This is a genomic window from Blautia sp. HA8986, from assembly GCF_056504635.1.
Window position 1 is genome coordinate 2,001,818 of sequence record NZ_JBWLUQ010000001.1, and the last position, 26,017, is coordinate 2,027,834.

The 26,017-nt window shown below is 42.4% G+C and carries 26 protein-coding genes, 2 pseudogenes and 1 riboswitch; of the genes and pseudogenes, 5 read left to right on the forward strand and 23 right to left on the reverse strand.

Annotated features, from left to right (window positions below):
- Positions 1-5 precede the first annotated feature (5 nt).
- From dcm to AC04Q4_RS09460, 6 genes are all read right to left on the reverse strand, one after another.
- Positions 6-1,307 carry a DNA (cytosine-5-)-methyltransferase gene (gene dcm, locus AC04Q4_RS09435; protein WP_179966521.1) on the reverse strand — a complete coding sequence of 434 codons (1,302 nt, stop codon included), beginning with the start codon at positions 1,305-1,307 and terminating at the stop codon, positions 6-8.
- Between the two features lie 75 nt (positions 1,308-1,382).
- Complete coding sequence (locus tag AC04Q4_RS09440; RefSeq protein ID WP_015533347.1) at positions 1,383-1,955, reverse strand: hypothetical protein; 573 nt, start codon at positions 1,953-1,955, stop codon at positions 1,383-1,385.
- A 218-nt stretch (positions 1,956-2,173) separates the two neighbouring features.
- Positions 2,174-2,467, reverse strand: coding sequence for a hypothetical protein (locus AC04Q4_RS09445; protein WP_006428275.1), 294 nt, complete (start codon positions 2,465-2,467; stop codon positions 2,174-2,176).
- Positions 2,455-3,363: a ParM/StbA family protein gene (locus AC04Q4_RS09450; RefSeq protein WP_161208660.1), complete on the reverse strand. Its 909-nt coding sequence runs from the start codon at positions 3,361-3,363 to the stop codon at positions 2,455-2,457. The genes AC04Q4_RS09445 and AC04Q4_RS09450 overlap by 13 nt, the downstream gene beginning before the upstream one ends.
- A gap of 164 nt (positions 3,364-3,527) precedes the next feature.
- Positions 3,528-4,649 carry a DUF4062 domain-containing protein gene (locus AC04Q4_RS09455; RefSeq protein ID WP_055149049.1) on the reverse strand — a complete coding sequence of 374 codons (1,122 nt, stop codon included), beginning with the start codon at positions 4,647-4,649 and terminating at the stop codon, positions 3,528-3,530.
- Between the two features lie 122 nt (positions 4,650-4,771).
- Positions 4,772-5,116, reverse strand: coding sequence for a hypothetical protein (locus AC04Q4_RS09460; RefSeq protein ID WP_015533346.1), 345 nt, complete (start codon positions 5,114-5,116; stop codon positions 4,772-4,774).
- A gap of 129 nt (positions 5,117-5,245) precedes the next feature.
- On the opposite strand from AC04Q4_RS09460, the gene AC04Q4_RS09465 reads away from it, so the two are divergent.
- Positions 5,246-5,497, forward strand: coding sequence for a helix-turn-helix domain-containing protein (locus tag AC04Q4_RS09465; RefSeq protein WP_117628481.1), 252 nt, complete (start codon positions 5,246-5,248; stop codon positions 5,495-5,497).
- A 54-nt stretch (positions 5,498-5,551) separates the two neighbouring features.
- Here AC04Q4_RS09465 and AC04Q4_RS09470 read toward each other — a convergent pair whose 3' ends face one another.
- The 4 genes and pseudogenes from AC04Q4_RS09470 to AC04Q4_RS09485 form a co-directional block, all read right to left on the reverse strand.
- Positions 5,552-6,160 carry a DUF6664 family protein gene (locus AC04Q4_RS09470; RefSeq protein WP_055147690.1) on the reverse strand — a complete coding sequence of 203 codons (609 nt, stop codon included), beginning with the start codon at positions 6,158-6,160 and terminating at the stop codon, positions 5,552-5,554.
- A 296-nt stretch (positions 6,161-6,456) separates the two neighbouring features.
- Positions 6,457-6,954: pseudogene (locus tag AC04Q4_RS09475) on the reverse strand (carboxymuconolactone decarboxylase family protein); the annotation flags it as partial.
- Positions 6,955-6,988: 34 nt separating this feature from the next.
- Positions 6,989-7,462, reverse strand: a complete 474-nt coding sequence (locus AC04Q4_RS09480; protein ID WP_195455476.1) for a flavodoxin — start codon at positions 7,460-7,462, stop codon at positions 6,989-6,991.
- A gap of 116 nt (positions 7,463-7,578) precedes the next feature.
- The gene (locus tag AC04Q4_RS09485) at positions 7,579-8,457 is read right to left on the reverse strand and encodes a LysR family transcriptional regulator (protein WP_173757555.1); all 879 of its coding nucleotides are present in this window, start codon (positions 8,455-8,457) and stop codon (positions 7,579-7,581) included.
- A 525-nt stretch (positions 8,458-8,982) separates the two neighbouring features.
- Here AC04Q4_RS09485 and AC04Q4_RS09490 point away from each other — a divergent pair.
- Positions 8,983-9,363: pseudogene (locus tag AC04Q4_RS09490) on the forward strand (tetratricopeptide repeat protein); the annotation flags it as partial.
- Between the two features lie 51 nt (positions 9,364-9,414).
- Here AC04Q4_RS09490 and AC04Q4_RS09495 read toward each other — a convergent pair.
- The 12 genes from AC04Q4_RS09495 to pcrA form a co-directional block, all read right to left on the reverse strand.
- On the reverse strand, positions 9,415-10,377 hold the full coding sequence (locus AC04Q4_RS09495) for a carbohydrate kinase family protein (RefSeq protein ID WP_195455474.1): 963 nt from the start codon (positions 10,375-10,377) through the stop codon (positions 9,415-9,417).
- Entirely contained in the window at positions 10,361-11,725 is a 1,365-nt protein-coding gene (locus tag AC04Q4_RS09500) for an MFS transporter (RefSeq protein ID WP_117823769.1), read from the reverse strand. The genes AC04Q4_RS09495 and AC04Q4_RS09500 overlap by 17 nt, the downstream gene beginning before the upstream one ends.
- Before the next feature lie 18 nt (positions 11,726-11,743).
- Positions 11,744-12,136: a VOC family protein gene (locus AC04Q4_RS09505; protein WP_173736818.1), complete on the reverse strand. Its 393-nt coding sequence runs from the start codon at positions 12,134-12,136 to the stop codon at positions 11,744-11,746.
- A gap of 9 nt (positions 12,137-12,145) precedes the next feature.
- Entirely contained in the window at positions 12,146-13,174 is a 1,029-nt protein-coding gene (locus AC04Q4_RS09510) for a zinc-dependent alcohol dehydrogenase (RefSeq protein WP_117823768.1), read from the reverse strand.
- A gap of 401 nt (positions 13,175-13,575) precedes the next feature.
- Positions 13,576-14,700: an ROK family protein gene (locus AC04Q4_RS09515; RefSeq protein ID WP_476388871.1), complete on the reverse strand. Its 1,125-nt coding sequence runs from the start codon at positions 14,698-14,700 to the stop codon at positions 13,576-13,578.
- 120 nt (positions 14,701-14,820) lie between these two features.
- Positions 14,821-16,278, reverse strand: a complete 1,458-nt coding sequence (rlmD, locus tag AC04Q4_RS09520; protein WP_476388872.1) for a 23S rRNA (uracil(1939)-C(5))-methyltransferase RlmD — start codon at positions 16,276-16,278, stop codon at positions 14,821-14,823.
- A 151-nt stretch (positions 16,279-16,429) separates the two neighbouring features.
- Complete coding sequence (locus AC04Q4_RS09525) at positions 16,430-16,660, reverse strand: hypothetical protein (RefSeq protein WP_173736813.1); 231 nt, start codon at positions 16,658-16,660, stop codon at positions 16,430-16,432.
- Positions 16,661-16,878: 218 nt separating this feature from the next.
- Entirely contained in the window at positions 16,879-17,232 is a 354-nt protein-coding gene (locus AC04Q4_RS09530) for a CGGC domain-containing protein (protein ID WP_173736812.1), read from the reverse strand.
- A 36-nt stretch (positions 17,233-17,268) separates the two neighbouring features.
- Positions 17,269-18,024 (reverse strand): ABC transporter ATP-binding protein, encoded by a 756-nt coding sequence (locus AC04Q4_RS09535; RefSeq protein ID WP_021651662.1) that lies wholly within the window; start codon positions 18,022-18,024, stop codon positions 17,269-17,271.
- A complete protein-coding gene (locus AC04Q4_RS09540) occupies positions 18,024-19,109 on the reverse strand; it encodes a FecCD family ABC transporter permease (protein ID WP_227574163.1) in 1,086 nt (361 codons plus the stop codon). The genes AC04Q4_RS09535 and AC04Q4_RS09540 overlap by 1 nt, the downstream gene beginning before the upstream one ends.
- Before the next feature lie 14 nt (positions 19,110-19,123).
- The gene (locus tag AC04Q4_RS09545) at positions 19,124-20,218 is read right to left on the reverse strand and encodes an ABC transporter substrate-binding protein (protein WP_178645204.1); all 1,095 of its coding nucleotides are present in this window, start codon (positions 20,216-20,218) and stop codon (positions 19,124-19,126) included.
- Between the two features lie 106 nt (positions 20,219-20,324).
- Positions 20,325-20,614: riboswitch (cobalamin riboswitch) on the reverse strand.
- 101 nt (positions 20,615-20,715) lie between these two features.
- Entirely contained in the window at positions 20,716-22,959 is a 2,244-nt protein-coding gene (pcrA, locus tag AC04Q4_RS09550; RefSeq protein ID WP_195455472.1) for a DNA helicase PcrA, read from the reverse strand.
- Between the two features lie 159 nt (positions 22,960-23,118).
- Between pcrA and AC04Q4_RS09555 the strand changes: the two genes are divergently transcribed.
- The gene (locus AC04Q4_RS09555; protein ID WP_173736810.1) at positions 23,119-23,739 is read left to right on the forward strand and encodes a DUF1836 domain-containing protein; all 621 of its coding nucleotides are present in this window, start codon (positions 23,119-23,121) and stop codon (positions 23,737-23,739) included.
- 82 nt (positions 23,740-23,821) lie between these two features.
- On the opposite strand, the gene AC04Q4_RS09560 is transcribed toward AC04Q4_RS09555, so the two are convergent.
- Positions 23,822-24,139 carry a YerC/YecD family TrpR-related protein gene (locus AC04Q4_RS09560; RefSeq protein WP_173736809.1) on the reverse strand — a complete coding sequence of 106 codons (318 nt, stop codon included), beginning with the start codon at positions 24,137-24,139 and terminating at the stop codon, positions 23,822-23,824.
- A gap of 252 nt (positions 24,140-24,391) precedes the next feature.
- Between AC04Q4_RS09560 and AC04Q4_RS09565 the strand changes: the two genes are divergently transcribed.
- Together AC04Q4_RS09565 and mnmL are read left to right on the forward strand one after the other, a co-directional pair.
- Entirely contained in the window at positions 24,392-25,069 is a 678-nt protein-coding gene (locus AC04Q4_RS09565; protein ID WP_173736808.1) for a YesL family protein, read from the forward strand.
- Positions 25,069-26,010: a tRNA modification radical SAM protein MnmL/YtqA gene (gene mnmL / locus AC04Q4_RS09570; protein WP_195455485.1), complete on the forward strand. Its 942-nt coding sequence runs from the start codon at positions 25,069-25,071 to the stop codon at positions 26,008-26,010. The genes AC04Q4_RS09565 and mnmL overlap by 1 nt, the downstream gene beginning before the upstream one ends.
- The last annotated feature ends 7 nt before the right edge of the window (positions 26,011-26,017 follow it).

Sequence of the window (26,017 nt, forward strand, 5' to 3'; positions counted from 1 at the left end):
CTGCTTCACCCACCCTTCGCTTCTGGAACAGGTGAGCCGCTTTGGATCTCTTCATCTACTGCTTTCAAATTTCTGCCTATTGCTTCAATGACATTGACAGTGACACCATTACCGGCCTGCTTGTAAAGCTGGTTATCCGATGTTTCTTTTTCCATCTTGGAAATCTGACCATCCCGATATCCCTGCAGCCGCAGACACTCCCTTGGCGTCAGCCTGCGGATTCTGCCGTGGTAAATCACTCCATGACGGTCAGTTGCCGTAATGGTGAACATTGGCTCTTCCGGTTCTTTCATCCTTCTTCCATTCTGGCGGACTTTTTCCTTGGCCGGTGTCAGCACTGCCCTTGGCGGTTCTTCCACCAGCACCCCGGAACTTTCGCCTCTGTGGTTATGGATGCTGGAATCCTGTCTGGTATTCAGACATCTTGCAACGTCTGTCACCAGCGGCGGAGGGGAGATATCTACAAAATGCAGTGTTCCCTGCTGGTTTCCGGTCGTCAGGGTATGGGCGATCTCATGCCCGACTCTCCCCCTGCGACTGTTGATTCCCGGATATCCGAGATCGATGCTGTCCCCCTCGTAGGCCATCTTGTATCCTTTTCGGGTGTTTTCCTTGATTGGGATACCGACTTCGTATAATCCGGTCTTGCCGCCCATACCACCAGACCCGCTGGTCAGCGTGCAGCTCAGTCCTTCTTCTGCGTAGACTCTTTCTCCCTGTTTGCCAGCATGGACTTGTATAAGAGCTGTTCCATTTGCTTTTGGGAAAGGTAATATTTTTCCGGCACATCTTCCATCAAGATATCCGACAATATACACCCGCTTCCTTGACTGGGGGACTCCGAAATCCTTGCTGTTAAGCACTTTCCATTCGACATGATACCCCAGTTCAGATAGCGTACTGAGGATGGTGTGAAACGTCCGCCCTTTGTCATGCGAAAGCAGACCGGGTACGTTTTCAAGGAGAAAATACGCAGGTCGTTTGTCTGCAACCAGTCTGGCAACTTCAAAGAAAAGGGTTCCTCTTGCATCGGCAAATCCTTCCCTTCGTCCAGCGATTGAGAATGCCTGGCAAGGAAATCCCGCACATAAAAGATCAAAGTCCGGCATTCGTTCTGTTTCAATATTTCTTGCGTCATTGCAGAACCACTCTCCTTCCGTATCAAACAGCACCCGGTAGTTGTGGTCTGCATATGCATCTGCTTCACAGTGTCCGACACAGGTGAAGCCCCCTGCCCTGTGCAGCCCTTCTCGGAATCCTCCGATTCCACTGAACAGGTCAAAAAATCGAATTGTTCCGGCTATCAGCCTCCCTTCGCTGCGAAAAAAACAGTGCAGATTTCTCTGCACCGTTTCCGTCTCTTGGTTTCTGTTTTGTGATGTCTATTCTTCTGATTCCGCTTCCTCTGGCTCAGATTCTTCTGCTTCTTCGGTTTCCAGTTCTGTTGGCTCTGCTTCCGCTGGCTCTTCGTTTTCTGGCTCTGTCGGCTCTTCATCTGCTTCAGCTTCGTCCGGTTCTGTCATTTCTCCGTCTGTTTCAGCTTCCAGTGCTTCTGTCTCAGGCTCTTCTGCTTCAGGTTCTACTGACTCTTCATCCGGTTCTGATTTTGCAGTCTCAGGATCTTCCATTTCTGTTTCTTCGGCTTCCTCTGACTCTGCTTTCCATTTGGCTTCTTCTTTTTCGATTGCATCTTCGATAAGCCCGATTAAGAAGTCTTTCTGTTTCATGCCATTCCTGGCGAGGACTGCTTTCAGTCTGGAAAATAAATCCTCGGTTACCTGTACTGCTACTGTTCTTAAATCTGCCATATTCGCCTTTTCTCCTTTTCTTGTCATGTGTTCTTCGATTACCATTTCAAGGTATTTTGGTATGCTGATTCCTAACTCTTCGACTTCCAGTTTTAGCTTTTCATGCAGCTCTACCGGGATTTTTCCGCATATGTTTTTCATCTCCATTGTGTTCGTTCTCCTTTCTTTTTTCTACATACAACATACCCTAAAACGTGACAGAAAGCTATTCACAATACCCAACGAATATGAGGCTCTCAAAAGCTCCCAAAGGATGCAGATCCAATAACATTCAATAGGCATCACCCCTTTCAAAAATCCGTGATTTATACTAATTTGACTGCTTGAAATTTGGCTATTTTATCACCAGGAAAGACTTGACTTTTTCAGAATGCATCCTCAAGCCCGGAGAGAAAATCCAGCATCTGGGACGGGATTTCTTCCTTTTTTGAAACACTCTCCCCGGAGCCAGAAATGGAAACACCTGCCAGTTCTTCCCGGATTGCCTGCCGGATGCTTTTCTCCAGCTGGTTGTTTTCCTGATCTTTTAAGATCACCTGAACCAGATAGCTGCTCTTCTGTCCATCTGGAACACTTTGCAGGATCTCCCATGCCTTTTTGTGATCTGGGTTATCAAGGTTCAGGCGGAACGAGAAAACGGGTCTCTTTACTTCGCGCACATCTGCCCCACAATCCGCTCATAGCCGGAAGCATTGGCGTGTACGTCTGTCAGGTAAATCTGCCGACACAGCCCGTCCTGCGGTGTCACGTGCCGTTTCAGAATGCTGGCTCCGCCGCCCATGATCACGGACGGAATTGCCTTCAGATCGAACCCGGCTTCCATAATTGCAGACAGTATTTTCTCCGTGTAGAGCCTTCCCTGCCGGACAATGATTTCTTTTGCGGCCGGGTCCATGCTGCAGCTCTGGCCGTTCAGAACACGTTCGATCTGAATATCCGTTACAGACAGTCCGGTATTTCTGCGTACCTGCTCGGTGATCTCATCCACACACCGGATCACACCAAGTTCCAGGCTGCGGCAGGTAGCGGCATTTGGAACACTGTTGTCCAGCCGCATCAGGTCTACGGTCCAGCCACCGATATCTGCGAGAAGAACAGAAGGCTCGTCCCGAACACATTCCGGGTGGAGAGCCAGGGCTGAGTATCCCTGTGGGAACAGTTTTACATCCTGAATCCGGATCTCATAGCTCTCATCCTCGTACCGGAAACGCAGAGGCTGCTCTTTCCGAAACAGATATTCCCGGAAACCTTTTTTCTCCCTGCCAAAACTTGCCAGTGGGAGGCCGGCTGCCAGAACCACATCTGTTTTCCTCTCTCCCCGGCGGTAGCGGATCTCCTGTGCAATGGCTGCCATTGTCAAAAGATAATAATTGTCATTGGAAGTCTTGCTTCTCACCAGCGTCTGCCGCCCAGTTCCACACACATAAAATTTCCCATTGTACTGCAGGACATTTTGCATGGTATACGGCTCATAATCGTACCCGGTCAGTCCAGTCGGGAAACACACATGGGGAGTTTTGATGGCATAATATCCATGATCGATTCCTATAATAATAAGTCACCACATCCTTTCAGGTTTTTCTTGTTCTTTTCCAGCAGGTGGTCTTTTGGTCTGGAAAAAGAAAAAGGGCAGAACCCCGAAGAGCCCTGCCCGTAATAAAAAATACAGCCATGTATATTTGCAAATAAATACGCATAACTGTATTAGTTTAATTCTTATTAATCTTCAAACTCTTTTAACTCGTCAAGCGGTTCTTTTGAAGTATCTATTGCCATATTGTTCTTTAACCAATCAGCTTTGCTATAACCTGTTCCGGTCAATTCAAATATTTCACCTTTATACCCTACAGCTTTAACCCAGCCCCATTCTATAAGTCTGTCTAAAGCCTCTTCCCATCTCGCAGATTCTCTTTTTGAATTATCAGCCATAAACTGCTTACCTGATGTAAAAATCTGAGTAGGTGAACCAAGTGTCCGTATCTTTAGTATTTGCCCATCACCATCAGCCGCATATACTAATAAAAAGGCAGAGTCCACTGGAATGTTCCCAACATCATCTAGCCCTACAACTGATTTATTTTCTTCTGGATTTCCAATAATTAACGTATTATCTTCAACCTGGAACAATTTTTTGATATCTTCACTTGTTGCTGTAGGAATTTCTTTCAAGGTTAACTGGTTATTTTCTAGGTCAGTGAGTCTACTATAGAATTGAGAAAACATCTCTTTCATGTCATCTAGCATCTTCTGCTGATGTTCTCCAAGTTCAGTATTTGCTTTATTTCGTCCTTCTGCCTCTTCATTAATTATATCCACTATATCTCGATATCGAACCCATCCAGCGTTATCATCAACATAGTTAACGGCGTTCCTAAATGTCGGTGATGCCACATACTTTAAACTGTTTAAATCTGTGAAAAAATCAACTGTATTTTTATCATTTTTGACTTTTTCTCTAAACTCATCCAGTTTCTTCATTTTATCATACTTATCATTTCCGGTATCCTTTTCACTTTCAGAAATAGCCGAAGGTTGTTTAATCAATACAAGTACTGGTAATCCTTTAGTTTTTGCATAATTGTATTCTTTCTCTGTGTAACTTATACCAGTTTCTTCATCAATTGACCCATACCTAGCACCAATAACAAGAAGATAAAAATCACACTCATCAATCATTTTTGTTATAACATTCCATTGACTTGTAGGTGCAGCATGAAATTGCTCCATTCCTACCGGAATAAAATTATTCTCTAGTGCCACACCTACCAATGCCTGTCTTTCCTTTTTAAGATCTTCATAGGTAGAACTTATAAAAATAGAAAACTTTCGTCTATTCTTCATATCAATATGCTCCTTTTATACTTATCTCTTATCACTCCAGGTTTCCGCAAAATCAAATTTCACAAACTCTACTAATAATGATACCACAAAAATGAGTTAGGGTATATTTTTATTTACATTTCTTAAGCTAATTCTCGAAGCCATTCTCTGATTTCCATTGGTGTATTTTTGCAAAAATCCCTAATCCACATTTCATGCAATCTGGACTCTGATTCTGTATTTTCTATGCTCACAGCACATCCACCTGTTTCCTGAAGTGCTTCCAAACAATCCCATTCTTTTTTAAAGTCTCCTGCAAATTCCATCCAAACTTTTATGTGATATTCCTTAAAACCAAGATGATAAATCAGATAAGTCAACCTGTCGAAATCAGCTAACTGCATTTTTTCTTTCTTAAATAATAGCCTTTTATCATGCTCGCTGCATAAATATAAAAATGCAAACTGTTCTATTTTTACCTGCTCCATATATTTCTCCCTCTTCTGTTCTTGTCTCACTTTTACAACCGATTCTACCTTGTCCAATCGTTAAAATCAATACAGATGGTGCAAAAAGTGAGACAAGCCATCCTTTTACCAGAGAGGAAGAGATTTAAGATGCCAAAGCCAAGGACACAGTCTGGTGAGAAGAATCTGATTAGCCAGCGATTGATTGAACTTCGCAAGACCCACAATATGTCTCAGCGTGATCTTGCCCATAAACTCCAGTTAGCTGGTTACGATATGGATAAAAATGTAATCACCAGAATCGAAACAAACAAGCGTTATGTCACTGATCTTGAATTAAAAGCCATTGCTGAAATCTTTCAGGTTTCATACATATTTCTCATTGATGGCAAAGATGAATAGAAGTGACAAATGGGGAAGTTCCTTTCGTGCTTCCCCATTTTATCCGTCCCTTTTTTACAAATTTAATAGTTCCAGAATTTTCTGCATGCCAGCCTGATATAAAGATTCCGCATATAATATCCATCTCTCACTAACTTCAGTAACGTATTTGTCTATTGTTTTTCGCTTTTCTTTTGATAATCCCATTGTCTGAACCTGTTCTTCATATTTCGATATTTTTTCAAGCATTCCCTGGTACACTGTATTTTCTTTCAGCTGATCTTCAACCTCATCAATCCAGGTATCCAGCAGCAACTCCAGCAGTTTCTTTGTGTCACCGTCATCATTTCCCAATATTGCTTTTTTAATTTTTCCAAGCATTGCTCCATAGGAGATCATTTGAGCCTGTCCCATATAAAAATGGTACTGTTCTTCTATCATTTCCTTTTCGCTTTCCAGTCGGAAATATTGATGCACTGCCTTATGCTCTTCTGTCGTTAGACTGATTGCCTGATTCGACTCCATAAATGTTTCTATTACTGGATACCTCTCTGTAAGTTCCAGTATTTTATTTTGCAGTCTCTGGTATTCCGCATCATGCTTTTTCAGATAGGTGCAAACCTGTTCTCCTATCCGTATCCCCAAGCATTGCTCATTCCAGATGATATCTGGCTGTGCTGTCATATCGGTGTCTCCCTTCTGTGTAGTTTTCCTGTTCCAAGCACAAGACTATACCACACTTCTGGGAGAAAGCTATTCACCAAACCTACTGAAATCTCCTGGCAGATCCTGTGCAACCTATCCCTTTTTCCACAAAAAAACTGGTATGAAAGACTCCTTGTTCTCTCATACCAGCTATCTATTTCTTATTTAACTGAATACACATTCTTTTCTATTCTCTGTGTATCCTGTACTTATTTATGGCAAAAATCAGACTACAGACACGCTATACACTCTTATGCTACATAATCCAGTTTACTGCATCCGGGCTCAAAGGTTACATTGAAAATTCCAACCTGGTCTGTGGATATCGGAGCCAGATAACTTTGTCCTACAAAATATTCTGCAAACGCATCATTTGGCTGTCCAATTGGAAAGACCATTGATTTCGCATGTGCTCTCATAGCCTCATCTTCATATGGCAAGTCTCCTTCTTCTGGCTGCCATACCTCCTTTGCCAGATTAAAAACTGCCCAGCCTTTTGGCCAGCCTGCATAAAAAGCAACGTGAGTGATAATTGCTGCAATTTCCTTTTGTGTCACACCATGTGCCTTTGCGTTCTGTAAATGATAGATTAAAGAGGAATCTGTTATCCCGGAAGACATTAATGCAACCACCGTTATAATACTTCTGGTTTTAAGGTCAATATCCTGATTATTCCAGTTCTCACCGAAAAGAACATCATCATTAAAATGTGCAAATTCTGGTGAAAAATCATTAAGTGAATTTCTCCCTGCTGTCTGTACAATCTTTTTCATCTTATACACCTTCTTTACTCTGTTAAAATATTGTTTAAATAATTTGTTTTACCCATTCTTCGATTTCCTGTTTTGCACCCCTGTGAAATACTTTACCTTCTACTATTTCTGCATCCGGTGCAGACGGCTTAAGTTCACTTACTGTATTACCAAATCCACTTCCACCGGAGGTTGCAAACAACACAATCTTTTTGCCCGTAAAATCATATTTTTCCAAAAACGTATTCATAATTGTAGGTGCTACATACCACCAGATCGGAAAACCTAAGATGATCTCATCGTACTGCTCAACCAAAACATCTGTATCGGATATTTCCGGTCTGAACTTTTTGTCACTCATCTCCACACTGCTTCTGGACTTTTTATCCATCCAGTTTAAATCTGCCTTTGAATATGGCTGTTTTGGCATGATTTCATACATATCTGCGTCTGCCGCTGATGCAATCATCTCTGCAACTTTTTTTGTTGTTCCACTTGCACTGAAAAATGCAACTAATCTTTTTCCCATAGGTAATCCTCCTTATTTGCAAACAAAAATGTGTAAAGTATTTTTCATTCATACCTTACACATTTATTATAATCTTCATTATTATATTATGTCTAATGCCTACATCAAATCATCCTCTATGCCTTAAAGGCATTGATTTCTTCTATAAACTTATTCATCGCCAGTGAATAAGGGATATTTCTTCTCCATGCAATTACTGTACTTGCAGCTATTTCAGGATACAGCCTTCTATGTACAAGTAAATCCTCTCTCCAATATTTTGTAGCACCTTCTATTGAAACCGGATATCCCAGTCCATGAGTTGCCATAACACCGGCATTCGTTCCAAGATTGCTGATAAACGAAATGTGAAGCTTATTAAAATCCTTTCCAAACCAATTGGCAAGTTCGCTCTGCACATTTCGTCTTCTGGGAAGTATGAGTGGTTTATCTATGAGATCATCTTTTGTAACATACTCTTTACATGCTAATGGATCATCTGGTTTCATCCCAACAACCCAATGATCGCTGTCCAGAATTCTGATATAGTCCAGGCCTTCTGTATTGATCGGTTCCATAAACAATCCAATATCCACTAACCCCTGATTCATCATATCATATACCGAATCTGCTGTTGCTGTATGTAAAGCAATCTGCACCATTGGATATTTTTCCTTATATACCTTACAAATTTCAGCTAATGTTTCTACAGCCGCAAACTCACCACATCCGATTGTAATAGTACCTTCTATCAATTCTTCTTTTGCCATTAGCTCATCCATCATTTTCTCTTCCAGATCAAGGATCTCCAAAGCCCGTCTTTTTAATAATATCCCTGTCTCTGTAAGTGTGACGCTTCGATTTCCCCTTATAAAAAGGGCTTTTCCAATCTCATCCTCCAATGCAGAAAGCTGTCTTGAAAGTGTTGGTTGAGTAATATTCAATTGTTCTGCGGCTTTCGTAAAATTTTGTTCTTTGGCTACAGTCAAAAAGTATCGCAATATTCTGATATCCATTTTTATACACCCCTTTTACAGGCAAACACTGTTATTAAAGATAATCTTTATTCTTTTATCTTATTGCCCATTTCTGCTTTTTATCCTAAAAGGATGTTTATATCCTCCAATAAGAGGAAAATATCCTATTTGGCATAACATCTCTTCTGCATATCATTTCTTAAAGCAAAAGAGGGAGAGACCCGCAGGCTCTCCCACGCCTGTAGGCTTCGCAAGTTTCTACAGAACGATCACTGAGCTTAGAGTATACGTCATTTTAAATGTCCTGTTGCATAAGCTTCTCCCGTTATTGTTTTGATCTGAGCTTATTTTACAGAACCTGCCGGAAAACCACATTGAATAGAATTTGATTGTAAATTGACACAATCACTTTAAAAATATTCGCATTTTCTTCAATCAAATATATGTTCGTGTATATAATAGATATACTCACTCTTAACTACGAAAGGGGAATTTCTATTGAATCGATGCGATTTTTCTTCTATTAGCACTTGCTTAAAAAATCATATCAGCGAAAGTAATCAGATGAGTCAGCCTGATTTTTTATACGAATTATTTGAAGATTTTATGGATGATCCGGCAAATCAGGATTTTTCAATGGACAACGGTCTGGTTTGCCGCTGGATAACTGGTCAGGCTAAAATCAGTCCTAAAATATCCGCTTACTATTCCAAGCCATCCAAGCAGGAAAAATTAGCCCATACCATCCACCAGAATCTTCTTCCACTGATGTCTGACTGTAATATGGCTATACAAGATATTTACACTTTATTCATTCAGGATGACAGCATCTCAGATGCGAAAAAGAAAAATCTGACTCCCTTATATAAACCAGCCAGTTCAAGACTGCTGTTTCTTGCAAAATTGATTTCTTTTGGCATGGAACGCCAATTCATCAAACATCATTATTAAAAATAGGGGGATTTTTACAGCCCCGAGTTTGTTCATATACATTCATTATTTCTGCATAAATTCAAACACCGCCTCTTTCGTCGGAATCGCAGGGATTCCCCCTCTCTTTTGCACACACAATCCAGCAACTGCATTTCCCAAAACAGCACACTTTTTGATTTCTTCCCATTCCATTTTTTCAACATTCTTATTCATAGAAAGGATACTGCATAATACGCCTCCCCAGAATGAATCACCTGCCCCAGTCGTGTCGACCGCATGTGTCTGAAATGCTTTGATGATTTCTTTTCTGCTTTTTGTTGCCATAAGAACTCCCTGTTCTCCCAATGTAATGGCAACCAGCTTTGGTCCCATGGCAAGGAGTTGATCTGCAGCCTGCTCATAACTTTTCGCCTCTGTCAACAGAATACTCTCTTCATCCGATACCTTCATGACATCTACCAATTCTATGACAGATCTCATTTTTTTCACTGCATCCTCTTTGCTCTTCCAAAGAGACGGACGGTAATTTGGATCATATGAAATAAGTACACCCGCTGCTTTTGCCATTTTTACCGCTTCGATCGTTGTACTTTCTGCCGGTTCATCTGTCAACGATAATGATCCAAAATGAAAAACTCTACAACCTGAAATTAATGTCTGATCCAGTTCTTCTTTTTTTAGCTGTGTATCTGCACCCGGTTTTCTTGCAAAAGAAAAATTTCGTTCTCCATTTTCACCGATTTCCACAAATGCCAACGTTGTAAAATAACCCGGGTCTTCAACAATAGCATCTGTATTGATTCCTTCCTTTTGCAATGTCTTCTTTAAAAATTTACCATGCATATCGTTTCCAACTTTTCCAATAAAAGATGTGTGATACCCAAAGTGGCTTGCAACAGTTAGAAGATTTGCCGGAGCACCTCCGGGATTCTGTTCGAACAATTTCCTCCCATCCCGACTGTGTCCTGCTTCCGTAAAATCAATCAGCAATTCTCCCAATGCCACGATATCAACTTTTTCTTCCATTTTTCAGTTCCTCCACAATCTCGTTATAACGTTTTTTATTTAACCGGTAGAAAAATAATACAACCGCAGTCACAATCCAAAGTGCACCTGGAATCGTCGTAAATGCATGTTTCATAATTGAAAGTACAGTTGCATTTTGTGTCTGATTTGCAATATAACCATATTTTCCAAGTAATCCTGCTAAAAGTGCTGTTCCAACTGCCATTCCGATTTTATTTCCAAGTGAAATAAATGCATACTGAAAGCCGTCATTTCTAAGTCCGGTTTTCCACTCCCCATATTCCACACAGTCTGGAATAATTGCATAGATTGCGGTATTAAATCCAGAGAAGAAAAACTGTGTGAGACCAGATAATGCATAAAAAATAGCTGGTGATTCTTTGGCATTGAAGAAAAACATAGACAACATTGAAATTCCTGTAAATAAAGCAAAGAGAGATGCTGTTCTTCCTTTGTTATTCAACTTGCGGAATACTGGTTGAAAACAGGCTGCCCCGATGATAGAAGGAATAATGATGCACATCGAATAAGTTGTGTAGTAGGAGGCATTCCCTTCCACATATGTAAAATAATACAGAATATCTGCGTTTCTACCATATAATGTAAATCCAAACAATATCTGTCCTACCAATGCAAGAAGATATGGTCTATTCTGCATGACTGCTTTCAACTGAACCTTTACAGAAATTTTTTCTTTTTCCGGAGTGATCACTGCCTCTTTCGTCTTCGCAAAGCAGAAGAAATGACAGGCTGTAAAAATACATCCATATATGACCGCAACCGTCAGATATCCTGTCTTTGCACTATGACTGCCGAATTTGCTGAGCAGTGGAACTGTGATAATATTTAACACCCCAATTGCAATCATCGCTGCAACCGAACGGGATGTATTTATTTTTGCACGTTCATCAATATCCTGTGTCATAGCACCACACAAGGTTCCATACGGAATATTCACACAGGTATACCCCAAAACCAGCAGACAATATGTAATTACCATATAAATGATCTTTCCATTCTGCGGCCAGTCGGGTCTTGCCCAGAATGTCATAACAAGAAGAATCGCTGTAATTGGTGCCGCTACTAACAGCCATGGACGGTACCGTCCCCATCTCGATTTTGTTTTATCCGTAAGTCCCCCAACGATTGGATCATTGATTGCATCCCAGAATCTTGAAAAAAGCATAAGTGCTGAAACAGCCGCCATACTGATTCCGAACACGTCTGTATAAAATATCATCAGAAAATTACTGACGAACATCCAGCTGAAATTACATCCAACATCACCAAACCCATATGCAATCTTACTGATCAGCGGTACTTTTCCATTTTTGTTTTCGCTTCCCATATGTCCCTCCTATTTTTATCAGAGTTTCTGACAGAACTCTATTCTTTCCTCATTTGGTCCCTTAATCATAAAAAACTTCACACCATTTTCCCAAAATGGTAGTTCTTCGATTCCGTCTGTAATAATTGTGTATTTTTCATTGCGGATTTTCTGATACATACTTTCAATATCTTCCACATCAAGTGCAACATGTTGGTATGCACCGTCTGACATTGCCGCCTGCCCATTTTCAAAAGTCTCTATACAGTAATTTTCTATCTGTAAAAATGCCACTTTTTCCCCTGCTTTTTCATTATAAGACTGCATAATCACTTCAAATCCAAGACTCTTATAAAACTCAACTGTTTTCTGTAAATCGTTTGTCGGAAGCCCGACATGGGCAACTCCGACAATTCCATATTTATTTTCCATATACGCTCCTTACTTTTCACTGACATTGATAATTACTTTCATCGTTGTCTCACGGTTATCATCAATATACTGGTATGCCTTCAGATAATCTTTAAAAGCAAATGTCTTTGAGATAAGCGGTTTCAAATGCACTTTGCCCTCATTTACCAGTCTGATTCCATCTATATAATCATCATGGCGGTACATCATCGTGCTCTTAATGTCAAGTTCGTGGTCATTTGCCACTGCAAGATCTACTTCTGCCATTCCTGCAAAAACAGCCACCAGTACGATCGTGCTTCCTTTTCTTGCATATTTAATTGCCTGTCCCATTGTGATATTGTTTCCAGCACAGTCGTAGATTACATCCGCCTTATCCGGTCCAAATGCTTCGATCATTGCCTCACCGAAGTCTTTATTTTTGGTATTCACACACACATCAATTCCACATTCTTTTGCCTTTGCCAGTCTAAGATCACTGATATCTGTGATCATCACTTTCGCTGCCCCCATTCCTTTTGCTGCCTGTGCCACGAGATTTCCAATCGGTCCTGCTCCAAGAACTGCAATATTCATGCCAGCTACATCACCTATCTGTTTTACACCATGAACTGCCACAGCAAGAGGTTCAATCATAGCGCCTTCTTCATAGGACATATCTTCTGGAATAGGTGTTACTTTCGATGCATCCACTGCAAAATACTCAGATGCTGTTCCTGTCGTCTGAAATCCCATTACTTTTAATTCCTCACAGAGATTATACTTTCCATGACGACATGGATAGCAATGTCCACAATATACCTGAGGCTCTATCGTCACCTTCTGTCCCACATGAAACTCTGTGACATTTTTTCCAAGTTCTGTGATCTCACCTGAAACCTCATGTCCCTGTGTTACCGGATATTTTGTAAACGGATGTTTTCCATGATAAACATGAATATCTGATCCACAGACACCAATATTCATAATCTTTACCAACACCTGATTTTCCTTTACCTCCGGAACCGGAACCTCTCTGAAAATAATTTCTCCTGGATTTGTCATTACCTGCTGTAACATAATTGTTTCCTCCTTTTTATGTTGTTTTATTTTGTGTTTTATAAAATATTTTATTAAAGTAATTATATTATTGCCATGTAAACACAATTTGTCAATATGTTTTTTCATATTTTTATATATTTCATAATTTTAAAACACATTTTTTGTATATTTTTCACAATTAACACGCAAAAAAACGGAAAGGAAACCGTAGTTACTGTTTTCTTTCCGTTTTTTACTATAATATCTTTTTTTAATTTTACACAACTTCTCGTTTTTCCCACATATAAAGCGGACATCCTCATTCGCTTTGTAACCTGTCAGTGGGAGCTTTTAACTCCAACAAACTAAACATCCCCTTACCCTACACTTAATGCCCTACGCACCAGATGCGGTGTACTGCTTATCTGAGTTCAAAAAATTTACAATTCTGCCATATGTTTTGTAAAAAAGTATTTCGCGGCTCCAACAGCCGACGCTTCTTTCTTATACGAACAATTTTTTAAGTATGAAACATCATGCTCAAAGCCATTATATGCCATCACTTTTTCTCCCAGTGGTATCATATAATCTGACAATACACCTCCCACATCACCTCCGAGTATAATATCCATATCATATGCCATCCGCAGATTTGATATCAAAACAGCAAGATGATCCAGATACTCATTCCATGTCTGCAAATTTTTTTCATCACCACTTTCAATTTTTTCCATAAATGCATCCAGTGACTGCCTGTTATCTTGTGTCAGTACACTTGCAGCACAATATGCATCTGCACATCCTGCTTTACCACAATAACACTTTCTTCCACCGGGAACGAGTATCATGTGACCAAACTCACCTGCTTTCTGGTTCTGCCCTCGAAACAGCTTTCCATCTATGCAGAATGCGCCTCCTAAGGTGTGGTTCAAAGACAGATATATCGCATTTGGATACTTTTGCTTTTTTTCTGCAAGCATTGCAGCATTAGCATCGTTTTCAAAATATACTGGAATTTCCAAAGCCTGCTCTAAAAAGCGCAGACTATAATTCTCTATACCTAAAGCATGGGATTTTAAAACAATCCGTTCTTTCTGATCAATAATTCCCGGAATCGCCACTCCAATCCCAAGTAGCGTATCCTTCGCTAATTCGCCTTCAAGAAAAGTTTTGACCTTTTGTGCCACCTCTGTACAATAGGATAATTCTGCCGTAAATTTTAAACGGATGCGATCTTTTTTTATAATCTCATCTCCAAGATTTACTAATACCATTTCTATATGATTCGCTGTAATCAAAATTCCCATTGCATGACAGTATGACTTATTAATACCTATACTTTTTGCCTTCCTTCCACCGGTTGAAGCATATTCCCCAGTTTCTTCCAACACCCTTTTTTCTAACAAGTCATTCACATTTGCTAACACAGTCGGCATACTCAAGTTTAACTCTTTTGCGATTCCCGCCTTGGATGTAACATGATTGTCTAGCACATAATTAATTATTTTTTTTCTTGTTATATTTTTTTTATCTTTATTTTCCGTTTTCTTACCCTCTTTTATCAAATATATTATAAAAGAATTATATGCTTTTTTATTCTTCTTGTAAAGTAATGTTTTATAATAAATCTCCGACAGAATTTATCTTATAAACAGCAAAAAGCTCCCGAAGGAGCTTTCCACGCTTTAGATATACACCAATTCTTTTAACACAATCTCTTGTGGCTTCTGTCGGGACAAAAGAACTACCGTCTCCACATGAACTCCCTGACAGAACTGATCAACTGCACAGGCGTTGGTCATCTCGTATCCGGCTTCATAAAATGCCGGAAGGTCTCTCACAAGGCTTGTAACCTTGCAGGAAATGTATACGATCTGGTCTACTCCGTAAGCCAGGATCTTCGGAAGAGCTTTGGGGTGAACACCATCTCTCGGCGGGTCCAGAATGATCATATCCGGTTTCTCATGCACATCATCCAGAACCTTCAGCACATCCCCGGCAATAAAACGGCAGTTATCAATGCCGTTAAGTGCAGCGTTTTCTCTGGCGGCTTTTACCGCGTCTTCCACGATTTCCACACCGATCACCTCGCTGGCAACAGATGCCGCAAGCTGGGCAATGGTGCCGGTTCCGCTGTAAAGATCAAACACTATCTTATCTCTGGTATCTCCTACATATTCCCGCACTTTGGAGTAAAGGATCTCCGCAGCCAGGGAATTTGGCTGGAAGAATGAAAAGGTGCTAATCTTAAATTTCAGCCCAAGAAGTTCTTCATAGAAATAATCCTTTCCATAGAGTATCTTCGTCTCATCACTCTGTACCACATCAGATAAAGAATCATTTAAAATGTGCATGATTCCCACGATCTTACCTTCCAGCGAAAGCGCAAGAAGCTGTTCTTTCAGAGGCTCCAGATCATATTCTTCCTGGGTAGTCGTTACCACATGCACCAGGATCTCGCCGCTTGTCACACCTCGTCGGATAAGAAGATGGCGGAGATATCCTACATGCTGAAGCTTCTTATAAAAACTGGCATTTCGTTCCAGGAAAAACTCCCGCACACAGACAAGGATCTTCGTCATATCCGGATGCACCAGTTTACAATCATCTGTATTCAGGATGTCATAAGTGCTTCCCTTCTTGTGAAGTCCAAGAGATAACGGGCCATCCTTATACTCATCTCCAAAAGAAAACTCCATCTTATTCCGGTACCCGAACTCAATAGGACTGCCATAGATTCCATCCCAGTGATATAAGCTATCTGTGCTCTCAGCTATTTCTATCTCATCACTGCTCTGCCCGATTTTTGCCAGGCTTTCCTTTACTGCTCCATCTAGCAGCTCCCTCACCTGACGCTCTTTCATCTTTTTCTGTGCCTCATAGCTCATGGTCTGGTACATGCAACCACCGCAGGCCGGGAATTCCTGACAGGCTGGCTCTCTTGTCTCCAACGGGGATTTCTCCAGAACTTCCAGAAGACGTCCTTCTGCACGTCCGGAACGCTTCTTATTGATCATAAAACGCACTTTCTGCCCCGGAATTCCGTTTTTTACAATTACTTTCTGGTCATCTACCCACACAAAACCCTTGTTTGGAAACTCAACTTTTTCTATAACGCCCTCGTAAATTTCGCCTTTTTTCATAAATCCTCTTTCTGTTATATATCCTACGGATATTTCATTTCCACTGTGTAAACCCTGTTCAAAGATCAAGCCCCGGTATCGCGCCGGGGCTCCAATCATTCACATGTCTTATTACTGCGCCAGAAAACGCATTCTGGAAAAGGTTCTGTTCTTACTCTTCCTCATCCTCGAAATAATCATCGAAATCATCATCAAAATCCTCTTCGAAATCTTCCAGATAATCCGGAGCGAAGAAACGGTATACTGCAAATGCAATACCTGCAACAGCTGCAACTGCACCGATGATCGCCAGTACCCAAAGGACTGTGTTCTTGTCTTTCTCTTCTTCTTTCTTCTTCAATGTTGCAAGCAGCTCTTCAAGTTTTGTTGTATTGAAATTCATAACACTGCACCATCCTTTCTTTCTGTTCGGCTGTACTTTCTGTCAGTAAATCTACAGCGCAGCGTTTTTTGAGGTCGCTGCACCCGAGCCTTTTTTAATGTTCTTATTATACCACCATATGTCTGGTTTTACCAGAACTTACACAAATTTTCGCAGAAACATTCTGTAAAAAAATCGCCGTATTTCCGGCATTTCCGGAAAGATACGGCGGTTTTCTCTTATTCTTTATGGGTTCCTCGGATCACTTTGATCCCGCGTTCTTCTATCAGACCGCAGATCTGTGTTATCCGCGGACATTCCTTTTTTTCCTCATTCAGACGGCATACCCCGACATGGATGACGCTGATCTTTTCACTGACCAGCCGGTCTGCCTTTTCCAAAATCCCCTCATCTTCAGCAGGTTCTTTTTCATTGGTTTCTTTGCATCCGTTGCATGTCATCACAGCTGCCAGAATCGTATCTTCCGGATAGCCGGAAAAAAAATCTCTTCTTTCCCGAAATGCAGACAGACATCCTGCCCTGGTACACACATCATTGGAATTAAGGCATGTCAAAATCCCGATCTTTTTCATCTTTTTCCCTCTATGCATCCCGCCTCACAGCCAGAATCATAAAAACAAAATATGCATCTTTCCGCGGCTGTCGTAAACGATCTCCGCTTCTACTTTATAGATCCTGCGGATCAGCTCCGGGGTCAAGACTTCTTCCGGCGTTCCGTAACCTTCCAGAACTCCGTCCTTCAGTACATAGATCTTATCACAGTATGCTGCTGCAATATTCAGATCGTGAATAGCGGAGATCACGGTTACATTAAGTTTTTTCACCAACTCCATCAGCATGATCTGGTGGGTAATGTCCAGATGATTGGTAGGCTCATCCAGAATCAGTGCAGAGGTCTGCTGGGCAAGTGCTCTTGCCAGGATCACCCTCTGCTGCTCTCCTCCGGAAAGAGTGGAAAAGGTACGGTCTGCAAACGCCTCCATCTGTACGGTTTTCAGCGCTTCATCCACGATCTGGTAATCTTTTGCATTGTCCCGTTCCAGAGTCTTTTTATGAGGCGCACGCCCCATAAGAACCACCTCGCGGACCGTAAAATCAAAATTATAATAATTGTGCTGTGCCACCACGGCCATTTTTTTCGCAGAGCTTCGAACACTCATGGAATGAAGCTCCTCGCCGTCCAGATACACGGCTCCTGCGTCTGGTTTCAGAATACGGTAAATGCATTTCAGCAAAGTGGATTTTCCGCTTCCGTTTGGTCCGATGATTCCTACCAGTTCCTTATCCTGGGATTCCATGGAGATTCCCTTCAGGATCTGTCTGGCGTGAAAGCCAACCTGAATATTTTCTGTGGTGATCTTCATTACCGGGCACCTCCGAATCCATAGGATTTCCGCACAAGCAGATAAATAAAGCAGGGAGCACCGATAATGGATACCAGCACACCGATGGGCATCTCGGAATTTTTAAGGATCACACGACATGCCACATCGCACCAGATCAGAAACGATGCACCAAGAAGCGCACTTAAGGGGAGCAGTTTTCTGTGATCTGTTCCAAAAAGGATCCGGACCACATGAGGGATCACCAGTCCCACAAATCCGATCACACCGGCACAGTACACGGCAAATCCGATCATAACAGAAGCAACGATCAGATAAAAAGTCCGCAGTCTGTGCAGATCTGTTCCAAGGGTAATGGATACGTCATCTCCCAGAAGCATCAGATTCAGGTTCCGGTACTGCGTCCAGAAAACAGCCACGCACACCAGCGTGACCGGAAGCATTACACCCACTCTGGTCCAGCTTGCTCCGGCAAGACTTCCCATGCTCCACTTCATAACTTCTGTTGCCGCATTTTTGTCATTGGTAATATAAATGACAAAATTGGAAAAAGCAGAACAGACTGCGCTGACCGCCATTCCCGCAAGGATCAGTTTTGCGGAAGTTGCCTTTCCACCCATGTTTGCAATGGCGATCACCGCAAAAGAAGTGATCATCGCGCCAATGAAAGCTGTGATTCCCACAGAGTTTCCGCCAAGAAAGCTTCCGATTCCAAGCATGATGGCCAGTGTGGCACCCAGAGATGCACCAGATGAGATACCCAGCACATACGGGTCTGCCAGCGGGTTCTGCACGATAGCCTGCATCACCACGCCGCACACGGAAAGAGCCATTCCAACTGCCAGAGCCAGAAGGACTCTAGGCAGCCGGATCAGCCACACAACATCATGAACTGCGCCTTCCGCATAGGCGGACAGACTTTTTATATGAAACAATTTATAAGCGATAACGCTGTATACATCCTTCAGTGACAGATCCGCATTTCCAAAAGTGATGGCTGCAAGTATGGAAAAAATAAGGAATCCTGCAAGTCCGATGAGAACTGCCACATACATGGATGTTCTGAGCACCTTATCTTTTTTTCTCTGTGAAGCTGTTTCTTTCACTGCATTTTCTCCGATCAGTCAAGATTTACGTCCGGATATAATCCCTTTGCAAAAGTTTCGATTCCGTCCTGGGTACGTGTTGCACTTGCATACATCTCACTGAGCATAATCGGGTAAACACGTCCGTTCTTTACTGCGTCAAGGCTCTTCAAGGACTCATCATCCTGGATCACTGCAAGCTGGCTGTTCTTAACAGTTTCCGGATCATCTCCTGCATATGGCATGTAAACCACAAAGATCACGTCAGGGTTGGCTGCGATGATATCCTCTTTTCCAACGGTGGAAGCATCCGGGTTTGCAAGAGTTGCGCCTAACTGTGTTACCATATCTCCGCCAAGGCTCTTTACGCCATAGTTTGTGATGTCATCTCCAAGAGGCTCCAATACCATTACGCTTGGTTTGTCTTTTACATCTGCAGTTGCAGTAAGAGTTTTGTCGATCACTGCTTTTGCATCATCAACGATAGCCTGCGCTTTGTCCTGTACATCGAAGATCTTTCCGATATTTAAGATATCTGTGAATTCATTTTCCAGTGTTCTGTCGCCGTCCGGACGAGTATTGGTGTTGTAGTAGGTGTTGCAGCCTTTGTCGATCCAGTCTGTTACATTTCCCAGATTCTTATCAGAGAAAAGAGAGCTCCAGGATAAGATCATGTCCGGCTCCAGCATTGTTACAGTTTCAAGGGATGGGGTAAATTCGTCAAGATAATTTGTTTTTGAGAATGCTTCTTTGAGATCTTCCGGAACTTCATTATCAAGACCTGCGGTAGCTACCAGGTGGTCTTCCAGACCAAGTGCGAGCATAGTCTCAATGCTTCCCTGATATACAGCAAGGACTTTTTCCGGTGCTTTTTCATAAGTGGTTTCGATTTCGTTTCCATCGTAATCATAGGTTGTGATGGTCAGAGGATATTCTGTCTTGGTTGCCTCTGCGGAAGAATCTTCGGTGTCTGCAGACCCTGTACTGTCTTCTGCCGCCGGCTGGTTGTCTTCCTTGATGGTCTCGGAGTCTGCTCTCTCTGCGGCATAAACAGCCGGAGCTGCAGATACGGTCATTGCCGCTGCCATTACCATTGCCATGATTCTTGTGGATACATACTTGTTTTTCATTTCATTTCCTCTCTTTTCGCCTGTTTTATCTCCTGTTGCCTATGGGTAACCGAAAAGATGGGGCTTCATAAAATCTGCACGGAACACTTTGTACGGAAGCTCCCACTTACATACTGTCAAGCAGGTTTTCTGACTTACAGACTCAGAAAAAACTCCGCAAAATAAAAACTGATACACCATTCATCTTTTAGCCGATCATGAATGATGTATCAGTTTTTTCTCCAGAATCTCTCTGACATCGGGATTTCGCCTTCTCACATGAGTTTCTGCAATGGCATGTGAAATCCCTTCTTCTGTATACAGTGGCCGCAACCGCTCAGGCTTTTTACCCGATTCCCTCTCACAGTATCCGGCAGCATATGTGCCGGTGATACTGTTCACTTCACAGCAATTCAATTACGCTGATACTAATTCTAGCATACCGGTTTTCCAATTACAACCTTGAGGCCGGATTTTTACAGTTTTTTGCAGAAATAGTCTGCCCGGAGAGATCCCTCTCAGATCTTTTTCAGCTTGGCAAAACCGGCGAACATCTTCTTTACACCGACTTTATCGAAGTCAACCGTAACCTCGTAATCTCTTCCGCCTTCGGTAATATTCTTCACGATACCAACACCGAATTTCACATGGCGTACCGTATCTCCCACGCCATAGTCCAGACTGGAAGCCTTGGTAACTGTAAAATCCTTCTTCTGCAGACTGCTTTTTGCCTGGAAATTCATTTTCATCTGGGCATAGGCACTCTTTGGCGACATGATGTTCTCTACCTGCGGCTTCTTCTCCTGAATGGTATGTCCCAGATCTACCAGCTCCCGCGGCACCTCCCGTACAAAACGTGATACTTTATTATACTGTGTCTCACCACGGATCATCCTCTGCCTTGCACAGGTAAGCGTCAGGTTCTTCATAGCTCTTGTGATTCCTACATAGCAGAGTCTTCTCTCCTCTTCAATATCAGAAGGATCTCCTGACCAGATAGACGCATATCCCGGGAAAACTCCATCCTCCATTCCCACCATAAATACATTTGGAAACTCCAGACCTTTGGCACTGTGGAGCGTCATAAGAAGTACATAATCCTGATCCGGGTCAACAGAATCAATATCAGCCACCAGCGCGATCTCCTCCAGAAAAGCTGAAAGTGTAGCCTGCTGTCCGGCTTCTTCCATGGCTTCCTGGAAAGATTCTGTCTTGGATATCAGCTCATCGATGTTCTCGATCCTTGCCTGGGCTTCTTCTGTTTTCTCAGCTTCAAGCTCCTTCACATAACCAGTCATCTCAATAACTTCTTCCAGGGTTTCACGGACTGTATAAGCCTCTGCCTTGCTCTTTAATCCCTGGATAAAGGAAACAAAATCATTGATCTTGGAAGCAGCACGTCCAATGGACGGCACTTCCTCCACCACGCGGAGCGCATCATAGAAGCTTAAATTCATATTGTCCGCATAATCCTGGACACGACCGATACTGGTAGCTCCGATTCCACGCTTCGGCACATTTAAGATTCTGCGCACTGCAAGATCATCACTTGCATTATCAATAGTCTTGAGGTAACTCAAAAGATCCTTGATCTCCTTGCGCGCATAGAAATTAACCCCACCAACGATCTTGTAAGGAACATTCGCCAGGAGGAATTTTTCCTCAAAAAGACGTGACTGGGCATTGGTTCTGTAAAGTACTGCACAGTCCTTGTAGTGGAATCTGCCGCTCCTGCGTCCCTGCATGATCTCACCGGTTACATACTCCGCTTCCTCGAAACCATTGTTGAACTGACGGAAATGAACTTTATCTCCCTCTTCGTTCTCTGTCCAGAGAGTTTTTTCCTTACGCTCTGTATTGTGGACGATCACCTCATTGGCTGCGTTAAGGATGTTCTTGGTAGAACGGTAATTCTGCTCCAGGCGCACCACCTTAGCTTCCGGGAAAACCTTCTCAAATCCCAAAATGTTCCCGATATTAGCCCCGCGGAAACGGTAAATGGACTGGTCATCATCACCAACAACGCAGAGATTCTTGTATTTCTCAGCAAGAAGGCTTACAAATTTAAACTGCGCTGTGTTGGTATCCTGATACTCATCTACCATAATATAACGAAACCGCTCCTGATAATAATCCAGGATGTCCGGATTATGCTGAAAAAGCTCCACAGTCTTCACGATCAGGTCATCAAAATCCAGGGCATTGTTTCCACGGAGAATGGACTGGTATTCCTTATACATTCCTGCGATTTTCCGTGCATCCGGGTCACTTCCTGCGTTCAGTTCCATCTCCTCCGGAGTGATCAGCTCATCTTTGGCATGAGAGATCTCGCCAAGCACAGCTCTCTCTTTATAAATCTTCGTATTGATATTGAACTTCCGGAAAATTTCCTTCATGACAGTCTTCTGGTCGTCTGCATCATAGATTGTAAAATTACTGCTGAATCCAAGCACCTCGATATGTCTGCGAAGAATCCTGACGCATGCGGAATGAAAAGTGGAAACCCAGACACTCTCTGCGCCCATTCCGGCAATCTTGTTCACACGCTCACGCATCTCACCGGCAGCCTTGTTGGTAAAGGTGATGGCCAGGATATTCCATGGATTAACCTCTTTTTCTTCTATTAAGTAGGCGATCCTGTGGGTCAGCACTCTTGTCTTGCCGGAACCTGCTCCTGCAAGGATAAGAAGCGGTCCCTCTGTATGTACGGCAGCTTCCCTCTGCATGGGATTTAATGTATCCAAAGCTTCATGTATACTCATTTTAATCTCCATTTCTTTTTCCATATGAACAGTATCTATATACTATCATGACTTTTCCCCATGGTAAACCCACAACATCAAATTCCTTTTTCCGGTAAAAAAAGTTTCTTTACAAGTAGTATTTAAAACTATATAATAGGGAGCAGAGGTGATAATACGATGACAAATAATGAAAAAGAGATGATGAACAGCATTTTTGCAAAAATTGCTGAACTTGATTATATAAAACCTGATGAGATTCCGAATATCAATCTGTACATGGATCAGGTGACAACTTTTATGGAAGAGAATCTTGCTTCCACCAAGCGTCACGAGGATGACAAGATCCTGACCAAGACCATGATCAACAATTACGCGAAGAACAAGCTTCTCCCGCCGCCTGAGAAGAAGCGTTACTCCCGTGAGCATCTGCTGATGCTGATCTTTATCTACTATTTTAAGAATATCCTTTCCATCAGCGATATCCAGACTCTTCTCGGACCTATCACGGAGAAATATTTTAAATCCATGACAGAGAAGGACATGACTTACATCTACCAGGAAGTTTTCAGCATGGAACAGACACAGATCCGCTATCTGGAAAAAGATCTCATGCGCCGCTTCAAGAGTGCAGGTGAGATCTTCGAAGACGCAGATCCGGAGGACAGGGAATTTCTTCATCAGTTTTCTTTCATCTGCCTTTTAAGTTTTGACGTTTACATGAAAAAGATGATCATTGAGAACATGATCGATCATATGAACTCATCCAAAGGCGATGGCACATCCAAAAAAGAGAAATAAAGAAGAAAAGAGACAGACCATCACGCCTGTCTCTTTTTTACGTTATCGCAGTCTCTGCTGTCGCTGTTACAGCCGACATACATTACTCTGCTTTATCGTTCTTCTCTTCATCGTTCTTTTTCATACGTGCAAATACCATCTCATACCCATCATTTCCATAATTCAGAGAACGGTTCACACGGCTGATCGTAGCTGTGGAAGCCCCTGTCTTCTCTGAGATATCAAGGTATGTACGCTTGTCAGTGAGCATCTTCGCTACTTCGAAGCGCTGAGATAATGAAAGCAGCTCATTGATGGTACAAACATCCTCAAAAAATGTATAGCACTCTTCTTTATCCTTCAGGCACAGGATCGCTTCAAACAGGTGATCCACGGCCTCCGTCCTGATTTTTTTACTCATTGTTACGCTCCTTTAGATTACATAGTTTTTCATCTGATATAATACTGATATTTTAACACTCTAAATCGTGATAAGCAAGCCTTTTACGGAAATTTAATAAACTATTTCATTAAATTGTCTTTGTATGGCGGACACTTGCTCTTATTCGTCCAATCTTCATCTAACCTATTTGGGGTTTGCTTTTTCTGCTCTGATTGGTTATACTTAAAATAATATCTTCAAAAAGAAAAGAAAGAAAAGGAGACTTACCAAATGAACCGTTTTTTTAACATGGACAATAAGTTCTTCGTGTTCATGGGACGTGTGGCAGACCTTATTCTTCTGAATATCCTCTGCATTCTCTGCTGTATTCCGATCGTTACGGCCGGAGCTTCCATCACAGCACTTTACTACGTCACACTGAAGATGGCAAGAGACGAAGAATCCTATATTATCCGAAGCTTTTTCCGCTCCTTCAAACAGAATTTTAAACAGGCCACCATCATTAATGTAATCCTGCTGCTCACAGGTGCAGTCCTGTTTATCGATCTTCGAATCGCAAAAGGCGGAAGCGGAATGCTGTACAAGGGTCTTTTCACATTATTTATCGCATTCGCTATTATCTATGCGCTGATCCTTCTGTACATTTATCCGATCCTTGCCAAGTTTTTCAACTCCATCAAAAATACTTTTGTGAACTCATTTCTGATGTCGATCCGTCACCTTCCGCAGACGGCCCTGATGCTTGTGATCTCAGCATCACCGATTTTGCTTCTGTGGCTTTTCGCTTATGTGAGCTTCGCACAGGTGACATCTATCCTGATCATGCTTTTTGTGCTGATGGGATTCTCAACACTGGCTTACTGGAAATCGAAGATCTTTGTTAAGATTTTTGATAACTACATACCAGCTGATGAAGAAGCACCAAAGAACGAGCCTGATCAGGCATGATGAAACGCTGGAACGATAAACCGTATCATTCCCTGGACTACATGCTCCGGGAACGGTACGGTGAGAAGGTCTACCGGGTAGCCCTGAACGGAGGCATGTCCTGCCCTAACCGTGACGGCACCCTTGGAAAAAAAGGCTGCATTTTCTGTAGCCAGGGAGGAAGCGGTGATTTTGCTGCAAGCGCATCTCTTTCTATCACGGAACAGATCGACACCCAGATCGCAAGCCTTTCTTCCAAAAGACCGATTCATAAATATATCGCCTATTTCCAGGCATATACAAATACTTACGCTCCTGTGGAATATCTTAAGAAAATTTTTACAGAAGCGATCTCTCACCCGGATATCGTGGCACTGTCCATCGGAACAAGGCCTGACTGTCTGGGCGATGATGTGATGGAGCTTCTTTATTCTCTTAATCAGATCAAACCTGTGTGGGTCGAACTGGGGCTTCAGACCATCCATGAAAAAACAGCCAGATACATCCGGCGCGGTTATTCGCTTTCCTGCTTTGATGATGCAGTAAACAGGCTTCGGGCAGGAGGGATCGAAGTGATCGTCCACACGATTCTGGGGCTTCCAGGCGAAAATCCTGACGACATTCTGGAAACCATTTCCTACCTGGATCAAATGGATATCCAGGGGATCAAGCTCCAGCTTCTCCACGTGCTTAAGGGCACAGATCTTGCCGGAGATTATGAAGCAGGGCTTTTCCGGACATATGACAGGGAAGAATACCTGGATCTTGTGATCCACTGTCTGGAACATTTACGGCAGGATATTGTCATTCACCGCGTAACCGGAGATGGTCCGAAAGATCTGCTTATTGCACCTTTATGGGCCAGCCGCAAGCGCGAAGTTTTAAATCTTCTTCACCACAGAATGAAGGAGCGCGAAAGTTTTCAGGGAAAAGCCCTCGAAGCTCTTTCCCTCAGCCAGTAAAAAGGAG

Bases quoted from the DNA above. Each gene is read 5' to 3' on its own strand.
- AC04Q4_RS09560 (WP_173736809.1), bottom strand. From the start codon at position 24,139: ATGAGTAAAAAAATCAGGACGGAGGCCGTGGATCACCTGTTTGAAGCG.
- AC04Q4_RS09485 (WP_173757555.1), bottom strand. From the start codon at position 8,457: ATGGATATCAGAATATTGCGATACTTTTTGACTGTAGCCAAAGAACAA.
- AC04Q4_RS09505 (WP_173736818.1), bottom strand. From the start codon at position 12,136: ATGGAAAATAAATATGGAATTGTCGGAGTTGCCCATGTCGGGCTTCCG.
- AC04Q4_RS09480 (WP_195455476.1), bottom strand. From the start codon at position 7,462: ATGGGAAAAAGATTAGTTGCATTTTTCAGTGCAAGTGGAACAACAAAA.
- AC04Q4_RS09565 (WP_173736808.1), top strand. From the start codon at position 24,392: ATGAACCGTTTTTTTAACATGGACAATAAGTTCTTCGTGTTCATGGGA.
- AC04Q4_RS09545 (WP_178645204.1), bottom strand. From the start codon at position 20,218: ATGAAAAACAAGTATGTATCCACAAGAATCATGGCAATGGTAATGGCA.
- AC04Q4_RS09460 (WP_015533346.1), bottom strand. From the start codon at position 5,116: ATGGAGCAGGTAAAAATAGAACAGTTTGCATTTTTATATTTATGCAGC.
- AC04Q4_RS09495 (WP_195455474.1), bottom strand. From the start codon at position 10,377: ATGGAAGAAAAAGTTGATATCGTGGCATTGGGAGAATTGCTGATTGAT.
- AC04Q4_RS09535 (WP_021651662.1), bottom strand. From the start codon at position 18,024: ATGAAGATCACCACAGAAAATATTCAGGTTGGCTTTCACGCCAGACAG.
- AC04Q4_RS09500 (WP_117823769.1), bottom strand. From the start codon at position 11,725: ATGGGAAGCGAAAACAAAAATGGAAAAGTACCGCTGATCAGTAAGATT.
- pcrA (WP_195455472.1), bottom strand. From the start codon at position 22,959: ATGAGTATACATGAAGCTTTGGATACATTAAATCCCATGCAGAGGGAA.
- AC04Q4_RS09470 (WP_055147690.1), bottom strand. From the start codon at position 6,160: ATGACAGCACAGCCAGATATCATCTGGAATGAGCAATGCTTGGGGATA.
- AC04Q4_RS09525 (WP_173736813.1), bottom strand. From the start codon at position 16,660: ATGAATTTCAATACAACAAAACTTGAAGAGCTGCTTGCAACATTGAAG.
- AC04Q4_RS09465 (WP_117628481.1), top strand. From the start codon at position 5,246: ATGCCAAAGCCAAGGACACAGTCTGGTGAGAAGAATCTGATTAGCCAG.
- AC04Q4_RS09530 (WP_173736812.1), bottom strand. From the start codon at position 17,232: ATGAAAAAGATCGGGATTTTGACATGCCTTAATTCCAATGATGTGTGT.
- AC04Q4_RS09510 (WP_117823768.1), bottom strand. From the start codon at position 13,174: ATGTTACAGCAGGTAATGACAAATCCAGGAGAAATTATTTTCAGAGAG.
- AC04Q4_RS09555 (WP_173736810.1), top strand. From the start codon at position 23,119: ATGACAAATAATGAAAAAGAGATGATGAACAGCATTTTTGCAAAAATT.
- mnmL (WP_195455485.1), top strand. From the start codon at position 25,069: ATGAAACGCTGGAACGATAAACCGTATCATTCCCTGGACTACATGCTC.
- AC04Q4_RS09455 (WP_055149049.1), bottom strand. From the start codon at position 4,649: ATGAAGAATAGACGAAAGTTTTCTATTTTTATAAGTTCTACCTATGAA.
- rlmD (WP_476388872.1), bottom strand. From the start codon at position 16,278: ATGAAAAAAGGCGAAATTTACGAGGGCGTTATAGAAAAAGTTGAGTTT.
- AC04Q4_RS09440 (WP_015533347.1), bottom strand. From the start codon at position 1,955: ATGGAGATGAAAAACATATGCGGAAAAATCCCGGTAGAGCTGCATGAA.